The organism is Kocuria sp. CNJ-770 (assembly GCF_001942375.1).
GTDB classification, from domain to species: domain Bacteria; phylum Actinomycetota; class Actinomycetes; order Actinomycetales; family Micrococcaceae; genus Kocuria; species Kocuria oceani.
On the sequence record NZ_MKJW01000111.1, the window covers coordinates 15,480 to 30,688 of the forward strand.

11 protein-coding genes and 1 pseudogene are annotated in these 15,209 nt (G+C 74.1%); 7 read left to right on the plus strand and 5 right to left on the minus strand.

Annotated features, from left to right (window positions below):
• Positions 1 to 3 precede the first annotated feature (3 nt).
• Entirely contained in the window at positions 4 to 579 is a 576-nt protein-coding gene (locus BJF77_RS12850; protein ID WP_075872418.1) for a cysteine hydrolase family protein, read from the minus strand.
• Positions 580 to 699: 120 nt separating this feature from the next.
• On the opposite strand from BJF77_RS12850, the gene BJF77_RS12855 reads away from it, so the two are divergent.
• A complete protein-coding gene (locus BJF77_RS12855) occupies positions 700 to 1,203 on the plus strand; it encodes a phosphoribosyltransferase (protein ID WP_047802878.1) in 504 nt (167 codons plus the stop codon).
• Positions 1,204 to 1,221: 18 nt separating this feature from the next.
• Here the strand turns inward: BJF77_RS12855 and BJF77_RS12860 are convergent, their stop codons facing one another.
• Positions 1,222 to 2,616 carry an MFS transporter gene (locus BJF77_RS12860; protein WP_075872419.1) on the minus strand — a complete coding sequence of 465 codons (1,395 nt, stop codon included), beginning with the start codon at positions 2,614 to 2,616 and terminating at the stop codon, positions 1,222 to 1,224.
• Between the two features lie 177 nt (positions 2,617 to 2,793).
• Between BJF77_RS12860 and BJF77_RS12865 the strand changes: the two genes are divergently transcribed.
• From BJF77_RS12865 to BJF77_RS12875, 3 genes are all read left to right on the plus strand, one after another.
• Positions 2,794 to 3,555 (plus strand): IclR family transcriptional regulator, encoded by a 762-nt coding sequence (locus BJF77_RS12865; RefSeq protein ID WP_047802876.1) that lies wholly within the window; start codon positions 2,794 to 2,796, stop codon positions 3,553 to 3,555.
• Between the two features lie 74 nt (positions 3,556 to 3,629).
• Positions 3,630 to 4,532 carry a shikimate dehydrogenase gene (locus tag BJF77_RS12870; RefSeq protein ID WP_075872420.1) on the plus strand — a complete coding sequence of 301 codons (903 nt, stop codon included), beginning with the start codon at positions 3,630 to 3,632 and terminating at the stop codon, positions 4,530 to 4,532.
• A 57-nt stretch (positions 4,533 to 4,589) separates the two neighbouring features.
• Positions 4,590 to 6,437, plus strand: a complete 1,848-nt coding sequence (locus BJF77_RS12875; protein ID WP_075872421.1) for a bifunctional sugar phosphate isomerase/epimerase/4-hydroxyphenylpyruvate dioxygenase family protein — start codon at positions 4,590 to 4,592, stop codon at positions 6,435 to 6,437.
• Here BJF77_RS12875 and BJF77_RS12880 read toward each other — a convergent pair.
• A complete protein-coding gene (locus BJF77_RS12880) occupies positions 6,362 to 6,991 on the minus strand; it encodes a hypothetical protein (RefSeq protein WP_075872422.1) in 630 nt (209 codons plus the stop codon). The genes BJF77_RS12875 and BJF77_RS12880 overlap by 76 nt on opposite strands.
• 204 nt (positions 6,992 to 7,195) lie before the next feature.
• Between BJF77_RS12880 and ppc the strand changes: the two genes are divergently transcribed.
• Both ppc and BJF77_RS12890 read left to right on the plus strand, forming a co-directional pair.
• On the plus strand, positions 7,196 to 10,003 hold the full coding sequence (gene ppc / locus BJF77_RS12885) for a phosphoenolpyruvate carboxylase (RefSeq protein WP_075872423.1): 2,808 nt from the start codon (positions 7,196 to 7,198) through the stop codon (positions 10,001 to 10,003).
• Positions 10,004 to 10,275: 272 nt separating this feature from the next.
• On the plus strand, positions 10,276 to 11,313 hold the full coding sequence (locus tag BJF77_RS12890; protein ID WP_075872424.1) for a zinc-dependent alcohol dehydrogenase family protein: 1,038 nt from the start codon (positions 10,276 to 10,278) through the stop codon (positions 11,311 to 11,313).
• Positions 11,314 to 11,453: 140 nt separating this feature from the next.
• Here BJF77_RS12890 and BJF77_RS12895 read toward each other — a convergent pair whose 3' ends face one another.
• Positions 11,454 to 11,759, minus strand: coding sequence for a DUF4193 domain-containing protein (locus BJF77_RS12895; protein WP_035929432.1), 306 nt, complete (start codon positions 11,757 to 11,759; stop codon positions 11,454 to 11,456).
• Positions 11,760 to 11,941: 182 nt separating this feature from the next.
• On the opposite strand from BJF77_RS12895, the gene BJF77_RS12900 reads away from it, so the two are divergent.
• Positions 11,942 to 12,709 (plus strand): alpha/beta fold hydrolase, encoded by a 768-nt coding sequence (locus BJF77_RS12900; RefSeq protein WP_075872425.1) that lies wholly within the window; start codon positions 11,942 to 11,944, stop codon positions 12,707 to 12,709.
• 755 nt (positions 12,710 to 13,464) lie between these two features.
• Here BJF77_RS12900 and BJF77_RS12905 read toward each other — a convergent pair.
• Positions 13,465 to 15,204 (minus strand): annotated as a pseudogene (locus BJF77_RS12905) (TIM-barrel domain-containing protein); the annotation flags it as partial.
• Positions 15,205 to 15,209 lie beyond the last annotated feature (5 nt).

Consider the following 15,209-nt stretch of genomic DNA (forward strand, 5'->3'; position numbering starts at 1 on the left):
CACTCAGCCGCGCAGCCGGGCCACCGAGTCGGGCTGGTGCAGGATGTCCTGGCGCATCTCGTTCTCCAGGAAGGCCAGGAGCGCCTGGGAGAGGTCCGTGTTCTCGGAGGCGACCGCGTCCCGGGCCACGGCGACCCGGAAGTTGTGCGCGAACGCGTCGATCGCGGTCTGCGCCACGCAGCTGTGCGTGGAGATCCCGCACAGCACCAGGCGGTTCGCGCCCAGGTTGCGCAGCCGGGCCGCGAGGTCCGTGTCGAAGAACGCGCTGTCGCGGGTCTTGACCAGCCCCACCCCGCCCTCGGTGTCGAGGCCGGCCACGTACTGGGACTGCTCCGTGCCCGGGTAGGCGAAGCCCTGCCCGTCGTCGTGCATGTTGACGGTCCAGGTGGAGCGGTCCCGCTCGTGCTGGGTGCGGATGAGCAGGATCGGGCACCCGCCCTCGCGGGCCGCCGCGATCAGCTCGTTCACCTTCGCCGTCACGGACTCCCGCTGCTCCTCGAGCTCGGGGAAGTCGAAGTAGGAGTTCTGCATGTCGATGACGAGCAGGGCCGTGCGGCCCTCCGTGCGCTGCGGGGTCATGGCGTCCTCTCCGGTGGGGGGCGCCGCCGGGGGTGGCGACACGCGACGATCTGATCAGCGAACTTACTACCAATGCCGCGGCCGCTCCAACCGCCGTCCCGCTCGGGTAGCCTGAAGCCCATGGCTTATCACGCGGACGCCCTGGAGCTCGAGGGCAAGGAGATCCTGACCTGGGAGCGCTTCGGCGAGGCGACCCAGGAACTCGCCCGGAGCGTCGTGGACAGCGGCTTCCTCCCGGACATCATCATCGCGGTGGCCCGGGGCGGCCTCCTCCCGGCGGGCGCCCTGTCCTACGCGATGGGGGTGAAGCTCTCCGACGCGATCAACGTGGAGTTCTACACCGACGTGCACCAGACGCTGCCGGACCCGGTGCTGCTCGCCCCCATGCTGGACACCGAGTCCATCGCGGGGCGCAAGCTGCTCGTGGTCGACGACGTGGCCGACTCCGGGCGCACCCTCGCCCTGGTGCTCGAGCTGCTGCGCGGATTCGGCGCGGAGGCGCGCTCCGCGGTCATCTACGCCAAGCCCCGCTCGGTCGTGGAGCCGGACTTCGTGTGGCGGGCCACCGACGAGTGGATCGTCTTCCCCTGGTCGGCCACCCCGCCGGTCACGGCCGCCGGCTGACGCCGAGCGGGGTCCGGCTCACCGGGAGGCGCGGGAGCTCCCGCCGGCCCGGTCGATCTCGACCAGCTCGAGGGCCTCGGTGCGGGTGGTGTGCAGGTCGTCGATCTGCCCCAGGGTCCGGTCCTTGGTCTCCGTGGCCGTCAGGGCGGCCGCGGCGGAGACCGCGCAGGCGAGGCTGACGAACAGGGCCACGCCCATCCAGTTGGTGCCCTCGGCGCCGGCCAGGGAGCTGGCGATGACCGGGGTGAGGCCGCCGGAGACGGCGAAGCCGATCTGGGTGCCCATGGCCAGGCCGGTCACCCGCACCCGGGTGGGGAACATCTCGGCGTAGAAGGACGGCCAGATGCCGTTGGCCATCGAGTAGAAGAACCCGGACAGGATCGCGCCGAGGACGAAGATCAGCACCCAGTTGCCGGCCGAGACCGCGGCCAGGTAGGGGTACACCATCACGGCCGGGCCGATGACCCCGGCGAGGAAGACCGGCTTGCGCCCCACCCGGTCGGCCACCGTCGCGGCCACGGGGATCATCAGCAGTGCCAGGGCGTTGGCGGCGACGGACACCCACAGCATGGTCGAGCGCTCCAGGCCCACCACCGACGTGGCGAAGGACAGGGACCACACCAGGAACACGACGTTGACGGTGTTGATCATCGCCGCGGCGGCGATCCGCAGGACGGCGGCCTTGTGGTACCTGAGCATCAGGGACAGCGGGGTGGCGGGCCTCTCCCCGGGCAGGGCGGCCTTGGCCTGCTCGAACGCCGGAGGCTCCTCCAGCCGGCGGCGGATCACCCAGGCGACGACCACCACCACGGCGGAGAGCCAGAAGGGCACGCGCCAGCCCCAGCTGAACAGCTGCTCCTCCGTGAGGAGGAGGGTGAAGGGGATGAACACCGCGGTGGCCAGCAGGGTGCCGAACTGGGTGCCCTGCAGGGTCCACGACGTGGTGAAGGCCCGGCGGTGCTCCTCGGCGTGCTCCAGGGAGACCGAGATCGCGCTGGCCTGCTCGCCGGAGGCCGACAGGCCCTGGACCACCCGGCACAGCACGAGCAGCGCCGGGGCGAGCAGCCCGGCCTGGTCGTAGGTGGGCAGGCACCCGACGGCGAAGGTCGCCCCGCCCATCATGAACAGCGTCAGCATGAGGACGAACTTCCGGCCCAGGCGGTCCCCGAGGGGACCCATGACCAGGGCCCCCAGCGGGCGCACGACGTAGGCCACGCCCACGGTGCCCATCGAGAGCAGGATCGCCACCCCGGGGGAGGCGTCCTGGGGGAAGAACAGATGGTTGAGCACCAGGGCGGCGGCGGTGCCGTAGACGGCGAAGTCGTAGTACTCCAGGGCCGAGCCGATCCAGCTGGCAAGCGCTGCCTTCTTCGGCGTCTTGACGTGGGCGGCCGGGGGCGAGGCGTGAGTCATGGTCGGGGTCTTTCACTCGAAGGACGGGCAGGACGGGCCGGGTGCGGCGGCGGTCCGTCGGTCCCCGCTGGAGGCCATCGGGTCGACTTTCCGTCGATTTCCACATATCGGCAATTGTTTCTGTATGCTGGACACACAGCATGTTCCAGATCACACTGGGCGTCAAGGGAGGTGCCTATGGCAACCGAGAAGTCCGGCACGGTCGGCAAAGCCCTGGGGCTGCTCACGCTGCTCGGGGACTACCCCGAGGGCGCGACGGCCGGCCAGATCGCCGACGCCGTCGGGTATCCGTTCAGCACGGCCTACCGGCTGCTCAACACCCTTGTCGAGACGGGGTTCGCCAGCTACGACCGGCGGGAGAAGCGGTACCGGCTCGGCCTGCGGATCTACCAGCTGGGCCAGAAGGTCGCCCACCACCGCGGCTTCGAGGGGGCGGCGGTGCCGGTCCTCCAGCGCCTGACCGACCTCACCGGCGAGAGCTCGATCCTGGCCGTGCTCGACGACGACCGGTTCCTGACGGTGCACAAGGTGGACGGGCCCCAGTTCCGCACCACCACCGACCCCGGCGACCGCGGCCCCCTGCACACCTCCGCACTGGGCAAGGTCCTGCTCGCCTGGACCGACCCGGCCACCCGCGAGCACCTGCTCGGGACGATCGAGCTGACCCCGCGCACCGAGCACTCGATCACCGACCGCGCAGAGCTGGGCCGGCAGATCGACCAGGTCCGCCGCCAGGGCTGGGCCGGGCAGCAGGAGGAGAACGACATCGGCATGGCGGCCGTCGCCGTCCCGGTCCTGTCGGCCTCGGACCGGCTGGTCGCCGCCGTGGCCCTGGCCGCCCCGATCTTCCGGGCCGACCAGGAGGCCCTGCAGGCCCACGTGCCGGACCTGCGCCGGGCCGCCGCCACGCTCGCGCTGGAGCTGCCGCTGCGGGCCTGAGCCCGCCCCGGCCCGTCCGCCCCGGTCCGCCTCCGCCACGGGCCACGCCCTGTCCACCAACCTCGAGGAGCCCCATGAGCACCGTCACCGAGTCCTACCTGGTCGGCCTGATCGGGGCGGGCATCACCGCCAGCCTCACCCCGCCGATGCACGAGACCGAGGCCGCCCACCACGGCCTGCACTACCTCTACCGGCCGGTGGACCTGGAGGTGATCGGCCGCCCGGGCAGCGACGTCGGCGAGCTGCTGCGGGCCGGGCGCGAGCTCGGCTTCAACGCCTTCAACATCACCCACCCCTGCAAGCAGCTGGTCCTCTCCCACCTGGACGAGGTGACCCCCGCGGCCGCCGCGCTGGGCGCGGTCAACACCGTGCTCGTCCGGGACGGGCGGTTCGTCGGCCACAACACCGACCAGTCCGGCTTCGCCGCCGGGCTCACCACCGAGCTGCCGGGCGCGGCGCGGGACACTGTGGTGCAGATCGGCACCGGTGGGGCCGGCTCGGCGGTGGCCGCCGCGCTGCTGTCCGCGGGAGTGCGCACGCTGCACCTGTTCGACGTGGACGGGGCCCGGGCCGCCGAGCGCGCCGCGGCGCTCGCGGCGGTCTTCCCCGGCCGCGAGGTGGTGGCCGCCCCGGCCGGGGCCCTGCCCGAGCTGGTCCCGGCCGCCGACGGGGTCGTCAACGCCACCCCCGTGGGCATGCACCACCACCCCGGCACCCCCGTCGATCCCGCGCTGCTGGACGGGCGCCAGTGGGTGGCGGACGTGGTCTACCTCCCGGTGGACACCGAGCTGGTCGTCGCCGCCCGGGCCAAGGGCTGCCGGGTGCTCGACGGCGGGCACATGGCCGTGGGGCAGGCCGTGGACGCCTTCCGGCTGATCACCGGGGTGACACCCGACCGCGCCCGGATGCGCGAGCACTTCCTGGACCTGCTCGCGACCCGGCAGACGGCCTCCCAGACGGCTCCGCCGGGCCCCTGAGCCGGCCCCATCCGCCCACCTTCCGCCGTTCCCCCACCGACCACAAGGGGTCCCAGCATGAGAACCTCCATCGCCACGGTCTGCCTCTCGGGCACGCTCGAGGAGAAGATGCACGCCGCCGCGGCCGCCGGCTTCGACGGGATCGAGGTCTTCGAGCAGGACCTCGTGGTCTGCCCGTCGGCGCCCGAGCAGATCCGGGACCTCGCCGCGGACCTGGGCCTGGGCCTGGACCTCTACCAGCCCTTCCGCGACGCCGAGGCCGTGGCCCCCGAGCGGTTCTCCGCCAACCTGAAGCGCGCCGAGGCGAAGTTCCGGCTGATGAACCGGCTGGGCACCACCACCATGCTCGTGTGCTCCAACGTCGCGACCGCCCAGGTCGACGACGACGAGGTCATGGCCGGGCAGCTGCGCGCGCTCGGGGACCTCGCCGCGGACCACGGGGTCCGGCTCGCCTACGAGGCCCTGGCCTGGGGGAGGTTCGTCGACGACTTCGAGCACGCCCAGCGGATCGTGGACCTCGCCGACCACCCGCACGTGGGCACCTGCCTGGACAGCTTCCACATCCTCTCCCGCGGCTGGGACCCCGCGCCCATCGAGGCCATCGCGGCCGAGAAGATCTTCTTCGTGCAGCTGGCCGACGCCCCGCTGCTGCACATGGACGTGCTCTCCTGGTCCCGCCACCACCGGGTCTTCCCCGGCGAGGGCGACTTCGACATGGTCGGGTTCCTGTCCCACCTGGTCCGCGCCGGCTACGACGGGCCGGTCTCCCTGGAGATCTTCAACGACGCCTTCCGCCAGGCCGACGTGCACCGCACGGCCGTGGACGGGCTGCGCTCCCTGCGCTGGCTCGAGGACCGGACCCGGCGGGCCCTGGCCGGCGAGCCGGCACGGGACCGGCTGCGGCTGCAGCCGCTGCCGCCGGTGGAGGAGCCGGAGGGCTACGACTTCGTGGAGATCCGCACCGGCCGCCTGGGGGAGACCACCCGGCTGCTGCACCAGCTGGGCTTCGCCCTCGGCGGGCACCACCAGTCCAAGGAGCACGTGCAGCTGTGGGTCCAGGGACCCGTGCGCATCGTCGTGAACGACGCCGTCGCCCCCGACGCCCCCACCGAGGTCGCCGCCCTCGGGTTCGAGGTCGCGGAGCCCGACACCGCGCTCGAGCGCGCCGCCCGGCTCGCGGCCCGGCCGGTGCCCCGCACCCAGGAGCCGGGCGAACAGGTGCTGCGCGGGGTCTACGCCCCGGACGGCACGGAGATCTTCTTCTGCCGCGCGCCCGGCAACGGTGTGCCGCAGTGGCTCGGGGAGTTCGGCGCGGACGAGGAGCTCGACCCCGCCTCCCTGGTCACCGGCGTGGACCACGTCAACATGGCCCAGCCGTGGCAGCACTACGACGAGGCGGTGCTCTTCTACACCTCGGTGCTCGCCCTCGCCGCCCAGCCGGCCCAGGACGTCCCGGGCCCGTCGGGGCTGGTGCGCAGCCAGGTGATGCGCTCCTCCGACGCGGCGGTGCGGCTGCCCCTGAACGTCGCCCCGGCCGCCGCCGAGCAGGGCTCCTTCGTGGGCGCGGCCTATCCCGAACACGTGGCCCTGGCCTGCACGGACGTGGTCGCGGCCGCCCGCCGGGCCCGCCGGCGCGGACTGGAGCTGCTGCCGGTCCCGCAGAACTACTACGAGGACCTCGCCGCCCGGTTCGACCTGGACGAGGAGTTCGTGGCCTCCCTGCAGGAGCTGGACCTGCTCTACGACCGGGACGCCGAGGGTGAGTTCCTGCACTTCTACACGGGCACCCTGGGCACGGTGTTCTTCGAGGTGGTCGAGCGCCGCGGCGGCTACGCCGGGTTCGGGGCGCCCAACGCCCCCGTCCGGCTCGCCGCACAGTACCGGCGCACGCGCGCGCACCGGTGACGCGCCGCCGGCCGGCTCCGGCAGCGCGTCACCGGTGCCCCGTTCCAGGCGGCCGGCCGGGGGTGCGGGCGCCGCTCAGCGCAGCGCCGCCCGCACCCCGGCCGGCCGGCCACGACCAGCCAGAGCACGTTGACGGCCACGAGGGCCACGGTGCTCAGCGCCGGCAGCAGGTGGCCGCCCAGCAGGAACACCGCCAGGTCGAAGACGTCGCCGAGCACGGCCAGGGAGCAGAAGACCAGGCCGAGGACCCACCCCCACTGCAGCTGCTCCCGCAGCGGGAACCAGACCAGCGCGTAGAGCACCGTCGTCAGCGCCACGCCGAACAGCGCCAGCGCGGCCGCCGGTCCGCCCCCGGGCAGCCCGGGGACGCTGATGGCGTCCTCCAGGCCCGGCAGCAGGGTGCTGACCCCCACCACCGCCTGGACGGCGGAGTCCGCCACGTTGACCGCGAACGAGAGCAGGGTGAGCCGCAGCAGCAGGCGCAGACCGGCCGTCCGGGGCGGCCGGGCCGACCCGGGCACGGGGCCGGGCGAACCGTGCTGGTCTCGGGTCATGGCGGTGCCTCCTGGCGCGGGCGAGGTGCTCACCGCCGAACCTACCGCTCCGGGGCACGGCGGGCACGGGAGCGCCCGGGCCGTGACGCCGGATACACCCGTCCGGGCCCGCGGGGTAGGGTGGACGGGTAGGCACCGACGGCGCGACCGGTCGTCGGTCGTGCGCGATTCCGCCCCGACCGACGAGCCAGGAGCAGCCGAGACATGACGACGCAGCACGACCGGCCCCCGCACACCGCCCCCAGTCACCCCGAGGTGATCGACGCCCCGCTGCGGGCCGACGTCCGGCGGATCACCACCCTGCTGGGAGAGACCCTGACCCGCCAGCGCGGCGAGGAGCTGCTGGACCTCGTCGAGCAGGTCCGCCGGCTCACCAAGGACGCCAAGGCCTCCGGGGACGACGGCGCCGCGGCCCAGGTCCGCGAGCTCCTCGGCTCCCTGCCCCTGGACCGGGCGACCGACCTGGTGCGCGCCTTCGCCCAGTACTTCCACCTGGCCAACGCCGCCGAGCAGGTGCACCGGGTGCGCGTGCTCGGAGGGCGCCCCGAGGAGGAGGGGTGGCTCGCCGCGGCGGTCGGCGACGTCGCCGCGGAGGCCGGCCCGGAGGCCCTGCGCCGGGCGGTCGACTCCCTCGACGTCCGCCCGGTGTTCACGGCCCACCCCACCGAGGCCTCCCGCCGCTCCGTGCTGACGAAGATCCGGCACCTCTCCGACATCCTGGCCCACGAGACCCCGGAGGGCTCCTCCGCCCGCCGGAGCCAGGACCGGCGGCTCGCGGAGCTGATCGAGCTGCTCTGGCAGACCGACGAGCTGCGCCAGAACCGCCCCACCCCGCTGGACGAGGCCCGCAACGCCCTCTACTACCTGCGCGAGGTGCTCACCGAGACCATGCCCGTGCTGCTCGCGGACCTCGAGGAGCAGCTCGCGGAGCACGATGTGCACCTCCCGGCGGGCGCCCCGCCGCTGCGCTTCGGCTCCTGGATCGGCGGGGACCGGGACGGCAACCCCAACGTCACCCCCGAGATGACCCGGAAGGTCCTGCAGCTGCAGGGACAGGCCGCCGTCGACATCGCCCTGAGCTTCCTGGACGTCCTGGTCTCCCGGATCTCCTCCTCGACCGCGATCGTCGAGGTCGACCCCGAGCTGCTGGAGTCCGTGGAGCGGGACGTGGCGCACCTTCCCGGGCTGGACCCGCGGGTGCTGGAGCTCAACGCGCAGGAGCCCTACCGGCTCAAGCTCACCTGCATCAAGGCCAAGCTGATCAACACCCGCCGCCGCTTCGCCGAGGAGACCGCCCACGAGCCGGGCCGGGACTACCGGACCACCGCCGAGCTCGTGGCCGACCTCGACGTGGTGGCCCGCTCGCTGCGCCACCACGCGGGGGCGCTCGCCGCCGACGGCACCCTCGCGGCCGCCACCCGCACGATCGCCGGGTTCGGACTGGGCCTGGCGACCCTCGACGTGCGCGAGCACGCCGACGCCCACCACGAGGCCGTGGGACAGCTGCTCGACCGGCTCGGGGAACTCGACCGGCCGTACGCGGAGATGTCCCGCGCCGAGCGTGCCCGGGTGCTGGCCGGTGAGCTCGCCGGCCGCCGTCCCCTCGCCCCGCCGGGGCTGTCCACCGGCGCCGGGCACCTGGACGGGGACGCGGACCGCACCTTCGCGGTGTTCCGGGAGATCGTCCGGGCGCAGGAGACCTACGGCGAGGAGATCGTCGAGACCTACATCGTGTCCATGACCCGCGCGGCCGACGACATCCTGGCCCCCGTCATCCTGGCCCGTGAGGCCGGGCTGGTGGACCTCACGGGGGAGCAGGACCGTGCCGGCATCGGCTTCGCGCCCCTGCTGGAGACCGTCCAGGAGCTGCGCCGCTCGGCGGAGGTCATCGACGAGCTGCTCTCCGACCCCGCCTACCGGCGGGTGGTGGCGGCGCGCGGGAACGTGCAGGAGGTCATGCTCGGCTACTCCGACTCCAACAAGGAGTCCGGGGTGATGACCAGCCGCTGGGAGATCCACCGGACCGAGCGCCGGCTGCGCGACGTCGCCGCCCGGCACGGGGTCCGGCTGCGGCTGTTCCACGGCCGCGGCGGCTCCGTGGGCCGCGGCGGCGGCCCCACCCACGACGCCATCCTGGCCCAGCCCAGCGGCGTCCTGGCCGGGGAGATCAAGTTCACCGAGCAGGGCGAGGTGATCAGCGACAAGTTCTCCCTGCCCGCCCTCGCCCGGGAGAACCTGGAGCTGTCCCTGGCCGCCGTGCTGCGCGCCACCGCCCTGCACCAGGACCCGCGCTCCTCGGAGGAGGAGCTGGACCGGTGGGGCGAGGTCATGGACGTCGTCAGCGACGCCGCCTTCGCCGCCTACCAGGGCCTGGTCGAGGACCCCGACCTGCCGGAGTACTTCCTGGCCGCCACCCCGGTGGAGCAGCTCGGCGCCCTGAACATCGGCTCCCGCCCGGCCAAGCGCCCGTCGTCGGACACGGGCCTGTCCGGGCTGCGCGCCATCCCGTGGGTGTTCGGGTGGACGCAGTCCCGCCAGATCGTCCCGGGCTGGTTCGGCGTGGGCTCGGGCCTGCGCGCCGCCCGCGAGGCGGGGATGGAGGGCGACCTGCGCACCATGCTCGAGCGCTGGCACTTCTTCCGCTCCGTGGTCTCCAACGTGGAGATGACCGTGGCGAAGACCGACCTGGAGATTGCCGCCCACTACGTCCGGGCGCTGGTGCCCGAGCGGCTCCAGCACCTGTTCGAGGTGATCCGCCGCGAGTACGAGCTCACCCTGGACGAGCTCTCCCGGCTCACCGGGCAGGAGGAGCTGCTGGACGGCAACCCCACCCTGAAGCAGACGCTCCAGGTCCGGGACCAGTACCTCGACCCCATCTCCTACCTGCAGGTGGAGCTGCTGAGCCGGATCCGGGAGCAGGCCGCCGCGGGCCAGGAGGTCGACGAGGGCCTGCAGCGGGCCCTGCTCATCACCATCAACGGGGTGGCCGCCGGGCTGCGCAACACCGGCTGAGCCGGTGGGCCCGCACGGTGGCCGCCACCGGTCACCGTGCGGCCCCCTGCCCGAAGGGCCGTCCGCATGCACCCGCTGACCGCAGCAGAGATCCGCGCCGGCCTCGTCAACTGTTCCCGCAGGGACGTCGCCCGGCTGCCCGTGCCCCCGGACCTCGGGGCTCTGGACTGGGACCGCCTCCCAGGATCCTGCGGAGGCGGTCGCCGGACCACCGCGGCGCGGACGGCGCCGCCCGGCGCCGGGAGCCCGGCCACCGTGGGAGAGTGGGAGCCATGCGCGCAGTGGTGATCGATGCTGTCCGGGCCCGGCCCGAGGTCCGTGACGTCGCCGAGCCCTCGGCCCCGCCGCACGGGGTGGTCGTCCAGGTGCGGGCCACGGGTCTGTGCCGCAGCGACTGGCACGCGTGGGCCGGGCACGACGAGATCGCGTGGCCCCACGTGCCCGGGCACGAGCTGGCCGGGGTGGTCGCCGCGGTGGGCGAGGGCGTGCGCCGCTGGAGGACCGGGGACCGGGTCACCGTCCCGTTCGTCTGCGGCTGCGGTCGCTGCGACTGGTGCCGGGCCGGCGACGCGCAGGTCTGCCCCGCGCAGGAGCAGCCGGGGTTCACCCACTGGGGGTCCTTCGCCGAGCGCGTCGCCCTGCACGCCGCCGACACGAACCTCGTGGCCGTCCCCGAGCACGTCGACTTCGCCACCGCGGCCGGGCTGGGATGCCGGTTCGCCACAGCGTACCGGGCCCTGGCCGCGCGGGCGCGCGTGGCCGAGGGGGAGTGGGTGACCGTGCTCGGCGCCGGCGGCGTGGGGCTCAGCGCGGTGATGATCGCCCGCGCGCTGGGCGCCCGGGTGATCGCGGTCGACCGCAACCCCGAGGCGCTCGCCCGCGCCCGCGAGCTGGGCGCGGAGCACACGCTGCGCGCGGACGGGACCGACGTCCCGGAGGCCGTCGCCGACCTCACCGGCGGCGGCAGCCACGTGGCCGTCGACGCCGTGGGCAGCGAGCAGACCTGCGCCGACGCCGTGCTGAGCCTGCGCCGGCGGGGACGGCACGTCCAGATCGGCCTGCTGCCGCCGGTCGAGGGCCACCCGCGGGTGCCGATGGCGCGGGTCATCGGCTGGGAGCTCGACCTGCTCGGCAGCCACGGGATGGCGGCGGCCGACTACCCGGCCATGATGTCGCTGATCGAGCAGGGCACCCTGCAGCCCCAGAGGCTCATCGAGCGCACCATCGGGCTCGACGCGGCCGCGGCGCTGCTGCCCGTGTTCGACCGGGCGGCGGTGGCCGGCATCACCATGATCGACCCGGCGCGGTAGACGTCGTCGAGGAGGTCCGCCCCGGGAGGGCGCGGGGCCGCCTGTGCCCCACCTCGCCCGGTGGCGCACGGAGGGCGGCTCGGGCCCCGGCGCGTCGTGCGCCGGGGCCCGAGCCGTCGTCCGTCGGTGGCTGCGAGGGCTCAGCCCTCGCAGTCGGTGCAGTAACTGGTGCCGGCGCTGGTGCGGGCGAGCTGGGAGCGGTGGCGGACCAGGAAGCAGGCCCCGCAGGTGAACTCGTCGCTCTGCTCGGGGATGACGGCCACGGTGAGCTCTTCGTGCGAGAGGTCCGCGCCGGGCAGGTCGATGCCCTCGGCGGTGTCGAAGTCCTCGGCGTCGATCACCGCGGTCTGGGTGGCGGCGCTGCGCTGGACCTGGATCGCTTCCAGGGACTCGTTGGCCGGCTCGTCCTCGGGGCGGGTGCGCGGAGCGTCGTAGTCGGTGGCCATGATGTGGTGCGTCCTCCTGGGAAAGGCGTTGCTGTGCAGGGCTGCCCTGCACGGAAGGACCAAAGTGTAACCGCACCGGGTGGGGATCTGCTGGGGCCCGGGGCTCACGGCCCGGTCCGTCGCTCCGGTCCGTCGCTGCGTGGTGCTGGTGCGGCGCGTCCGGGGAGGCGATACTGAGGCCCATGGACACCGAGGGGACCGGCCGGCCCGCGCGGCTGTGGTTCGATGCCCGCGGGGACGGGCCGCCCTTCGTCCTGCTGCATCCCGGCGGCACGGACTCCCGGGCCCTGGAGCCGCTGGCCGGGGAGCTGGCCGGCAGCTACCGGGTGCTCACCCCGGAACAGCGGGCCCACGGCCACACCCCCGACCCGGGCGGTCCGCTGTCCTACGCCGCGATGGCCGGGGACACGATCGCCTTCCTGGAGCGGGAGGCGGGGGCCCCGGTGCACCTGCTGGGCTACAGCGACGGGGCCGTGGTCGCCCTGGCCGTGGCGCTGCGGCGTCCCGACCTGGTCCGCGACCTGGTCGTCGCCGCCGGGGTCCACCACCACAGCGGATGGGCGCCGGGAGTCCTCGAGGACCAGGCCCGGGTGCCGGAGTTCATGGCCGACGCCTACGCCGAGGTCTCGCCCGACGGGCGGGAGCACTACGGGCAGGTGGTGGAGAAGCTGCGGCGGATGCACGCGACGGAACCGGCCTTCACGGACGCGGACCTGGCGGGTCTCGGCCTTCCCGTGCTGGTGCTCCTCGGCGACGACGACGAGGTCCGGCTCGAGCACGCCGTGGCCATGTACCGCGCCCTGCCGCAGGCGGAGCTGGCCGTGGTCCCGCACGCCTCCCACGGGGTGCTGGTCGAGAAGCCGGGGCTGTGCGCGCGGCTGATCACCGACTTCCACGCCACCGACAAGCCGGAGACCCTCGCCCCGCTCCGGCGCCGCGCGGACGCCTGACCGGAGCGCCGGGGACGGACGAGCGCACCCCGGTGGCGCGGTGCGGGCGGGACCCGGACCGGAGGGCCCGGCGGGCTGCCGGGCCCCGGGATCAGGCACCGTCCCGGGAGGCCAGGACCAGCTCGGCGAGCGCGCTGAGCAGTGGCCCCTCGGCGCCCAGGGCCGGGGCCTGGCCGAGCGCCGCCACGGGGTCCTGCCGGACGGCGGCGTAGAGGCGCTCCTTGACGTCGTAGCCGATCTGGGCGTCGTTGAGCAGGTCGAAGACCCGGGGCGCCGGGTCCGGGGCCGACACCCCGCACAGGCCCGGGGAGCGGAGCACGACCTGCGCCCCGGCCGGGACGTCCGGGACCGTGACGGAGGTGCGCCGGTCCCGCCGGACGACGGACACCGGGGCGTCCTCGCCGTCCACGGTGACGGTGAGGCCGGTCAGCTCCGCGGCGCCGAGGACGGTGAGGGTCCAGGTCCGCACCGGCGGCAGGCAGCCGAGGTTGCCCGCGCGGGCCGAGCGAGAACTCCCCGGCCGCGACGTCGAGGGCCAGCTCGGTGCGGGCCCAGCGGGCGGGGTCCCGGCCGTCCCCGGCGTCGTCGTCCTCGTCCAGGACGGCGCCGTGGGAGTCGCCCGCCACCACCAGCACCTCGAGCTCGGCGGGGTTTCCCGGGCCCGGTGCGGCGTCGCGGTCCGCGCCGGCGAGCGGGAGTATGGCGCCGGCGCGCGCCAGGACGGGCAGCTCGCCGAGGCCGCGGTGCAGCACGAGCTCGCGCCCGCCGTCGTAGACGGTGCCGGTGAACAGGTCCGTCCACGACCCCTCCGGCAGCCACACGGGCACCGCGGCGCGGGTGAGCACGGGGTCCACGGGGGCCGTCACGGGCGCGACCATCAGCTCGGGGCCGAACAGGTACTGGTGGTCGTAGCGGTAGGCCTGCTCCGCCTCCGGGTGCTCGAAGTACAGGGGCCGGACCAGCGGCACGCCGTCGACGGCCGCGGCGCGGTTGGCGGTGTGCAGGTACGGCACGAGACGGTGCCGCAGGCGCAGGCCTCGCTCCATGATCTCGGCGTAGGGGGAGCGGTAGCGCCACGGCTCCTTGGCGATGAAGTCGTTGTCGCCCGAGTGCAGGCGCAGCACCGGGGAGAACACCCCGAACTGCAGCCAGCGCGTGGCCAGCTCGTCGTCGCGGGAGCCGTGGATGTGCCCGCCGATGTCGTGGCTCCACCAGCCGAAGCCGATGTTCGCCGCCGTCGCGGTGAACCGCGGCTGGAAGGCCAGCGAGGCCCAGAAGATGACGGTGTCGCCGGAGAACCCCACGGGATAGCGGTGGCTGCCGGGGCCCGCGTACCGGGAGAGGATCAGCGGGCGCTCGCCGCCCGAGGCGGAGTCCAGGAAGTGATAGTGGTTGAGCACCCACAGCGGGTCCACACCGGGCAGGCGGGAGTGCTCGCCGGACTGCCAGTCGATCCACCAGAAGTCCACGCCCTCCGCCTCCAGGCCCCGGTGCAGGACCTCGAAGTAGGCGGAGAGGAACTGCCGGTCGGTGACGTCGAAGGCCACCGGCTCCTCCGTCCCGGGGTCCCGGCCCAGGGCCTCGAGCATCGCGGGATAGGGCTCCTCGAAGGAGCGCACGCCGTCGGCCGGGTGCAGGTTGAGGGTGACCCGGTAGCCGCGCTCGTGCGCCCACCCCAGGAAGCGCCGCGGGTCCGGGAAGAGCTCCCGGTTCCAGGTGTAGCCGGTCCAGCCCGAGCCGTGGTGGCGTTCCACGTGCTCGTCGGTGAGGTGCCAGTCCATGTCCACCACGAGCACGGAGAAGGGCAGGCGGCGCTCCGCGAAGTCCTGGACCAGCTGCCGGTACTCGGTCTCGTCGTAGGCGTGGTAGCGGCTCCACCAGTTGCCCAGGGCGTAGCGGGGCAGCACCGGCTGCGGCCCGGACAGCGCGTAGAAGGCGCGCAGGGCCTCCTGGTGGTCGTGGCCGTAGCCGAAGAAGTAGAGGTCCACCGCGCCCTCCTCACGGGGACGCGGGGCGTACCAGCCGTCCTCCGTGAGCAGCACGGACCCCGAGTCGTCGACCACCCCGAAGCCCTCCCGGGAGTTGATGCCCGGCTCGAGCGGGATGGGGCCGTCGGCCTCGTCGAGGGTGCGGGCGGTCCCGCCGAGCGTGGGCACCGGGGTGCCGTAGCGCCACACGCTGTGGTAGTTGGTCACCCCGCCGCGCACCTGCACGGACAGGCCGGAGGGGCTGAACTCCCGCTCGTCGTAGCTCAGGTGGATCCGGTCGGTGAACAGCTCCAGGCCGGCCTCCGAGCGCCGGACGCGGAACGGCGGCACCGGGAACCGGCGGTGCACCGCGAAGGCCGAGGGCCGGTCCTCGAACCGGCCTCCGGGGCTGTACTCCAGGCGGAGCAGCCCGTCGGTCAACACGGTGATGCGGTAGTGCGCGCCGGCGACGACGGCGGCGGGCTCCGGGGAGCCGTGGCCGGTGGGACGGAAGCGGGGGAGGGGCATTCCCC

Excerpts from the sequence above, each read along its gene's own strand:
- BJF77_RS12850 (WP_075872418.1), bottom strand. The coding sequence starts at position 579 with ATGACCCCGCAGCGCACGGAGGGCCGCACGGCCCTGCTCGTCATCGAC.
- BJF77_RS12855 (WP_047802878.1), top strand. The coding sequence starts at position 700 with ATGGCTTATCACGCGGACGCCCTGGAGCTCGAGGGCAAGGAGATCCTG.
- BJF77_RS12860 (WP_075872419.1), bottom strand. The coding sequence starts at position 2,616 with ATGACTCACGCCTCGCCCCCGGCCGCCCACGTCAAGACGCCGAAGAAG.
- BJF77_RS12865 (WP_047802876.1), top strand. The coding sequence starts at position 2,794 with ATGGCAACCGAGAAGTCCGGCACGGTCGGCAAAGCCCTGGGGCTGCTC.
- BJF77_RS12870 (WP_075872420.1), top strand. The coding sequence starts at position 3,630 with ATGAGCACCGTCACCGAGTCCTACCTGGTCGGCCTGATCGGGGCGGGC.
- BJF77_RS12875 (WP_075872421.1), top strand. The coding sequence starts at position 4,590 with ATGAGAACCTCCATCGCCACGGTCTGCCTCTCGGGCACGCTCGAGGAG.
- BJF77_RS12880 (WP_075872422.1), bottom strand. The coding sequence starts at position 6,991 with ATGACCCGAGACCAGCACGGTTCGCCCGGCCCCGTGCCCGGGTCGGCC.
- ppc (WP_075872423.1), top strand. The coding sequence starts at position 7,196 with ATGACGACGCAGCACGACCGGCCCCCGCACACCGCCCCCAGTCACCCC.
- BJF77_RS12890 (WP_075872424.1), top strand. The coding sequence starts at position 10,276 with ATGCGCGCAGTGGTGATCGATGCTGTCCGGGCCCGGCCCGAGGTCCGT.
- BJF77_RS12895 (WP_035929432.1), bottom strand. The coding sequence starts at position 11,759 with ATGGCCACCGACTACGACGCTCCGCGCACCCGCCCCGAGGACGAGCCG.
- BJF77_RS12900 (WP_075872425.1), top strand. The coding sequence starts at position 11,942 with ATGGACACCGAGGGGACCGGCCGGCCCGCGCGGCTGTGGTTCGATGCC.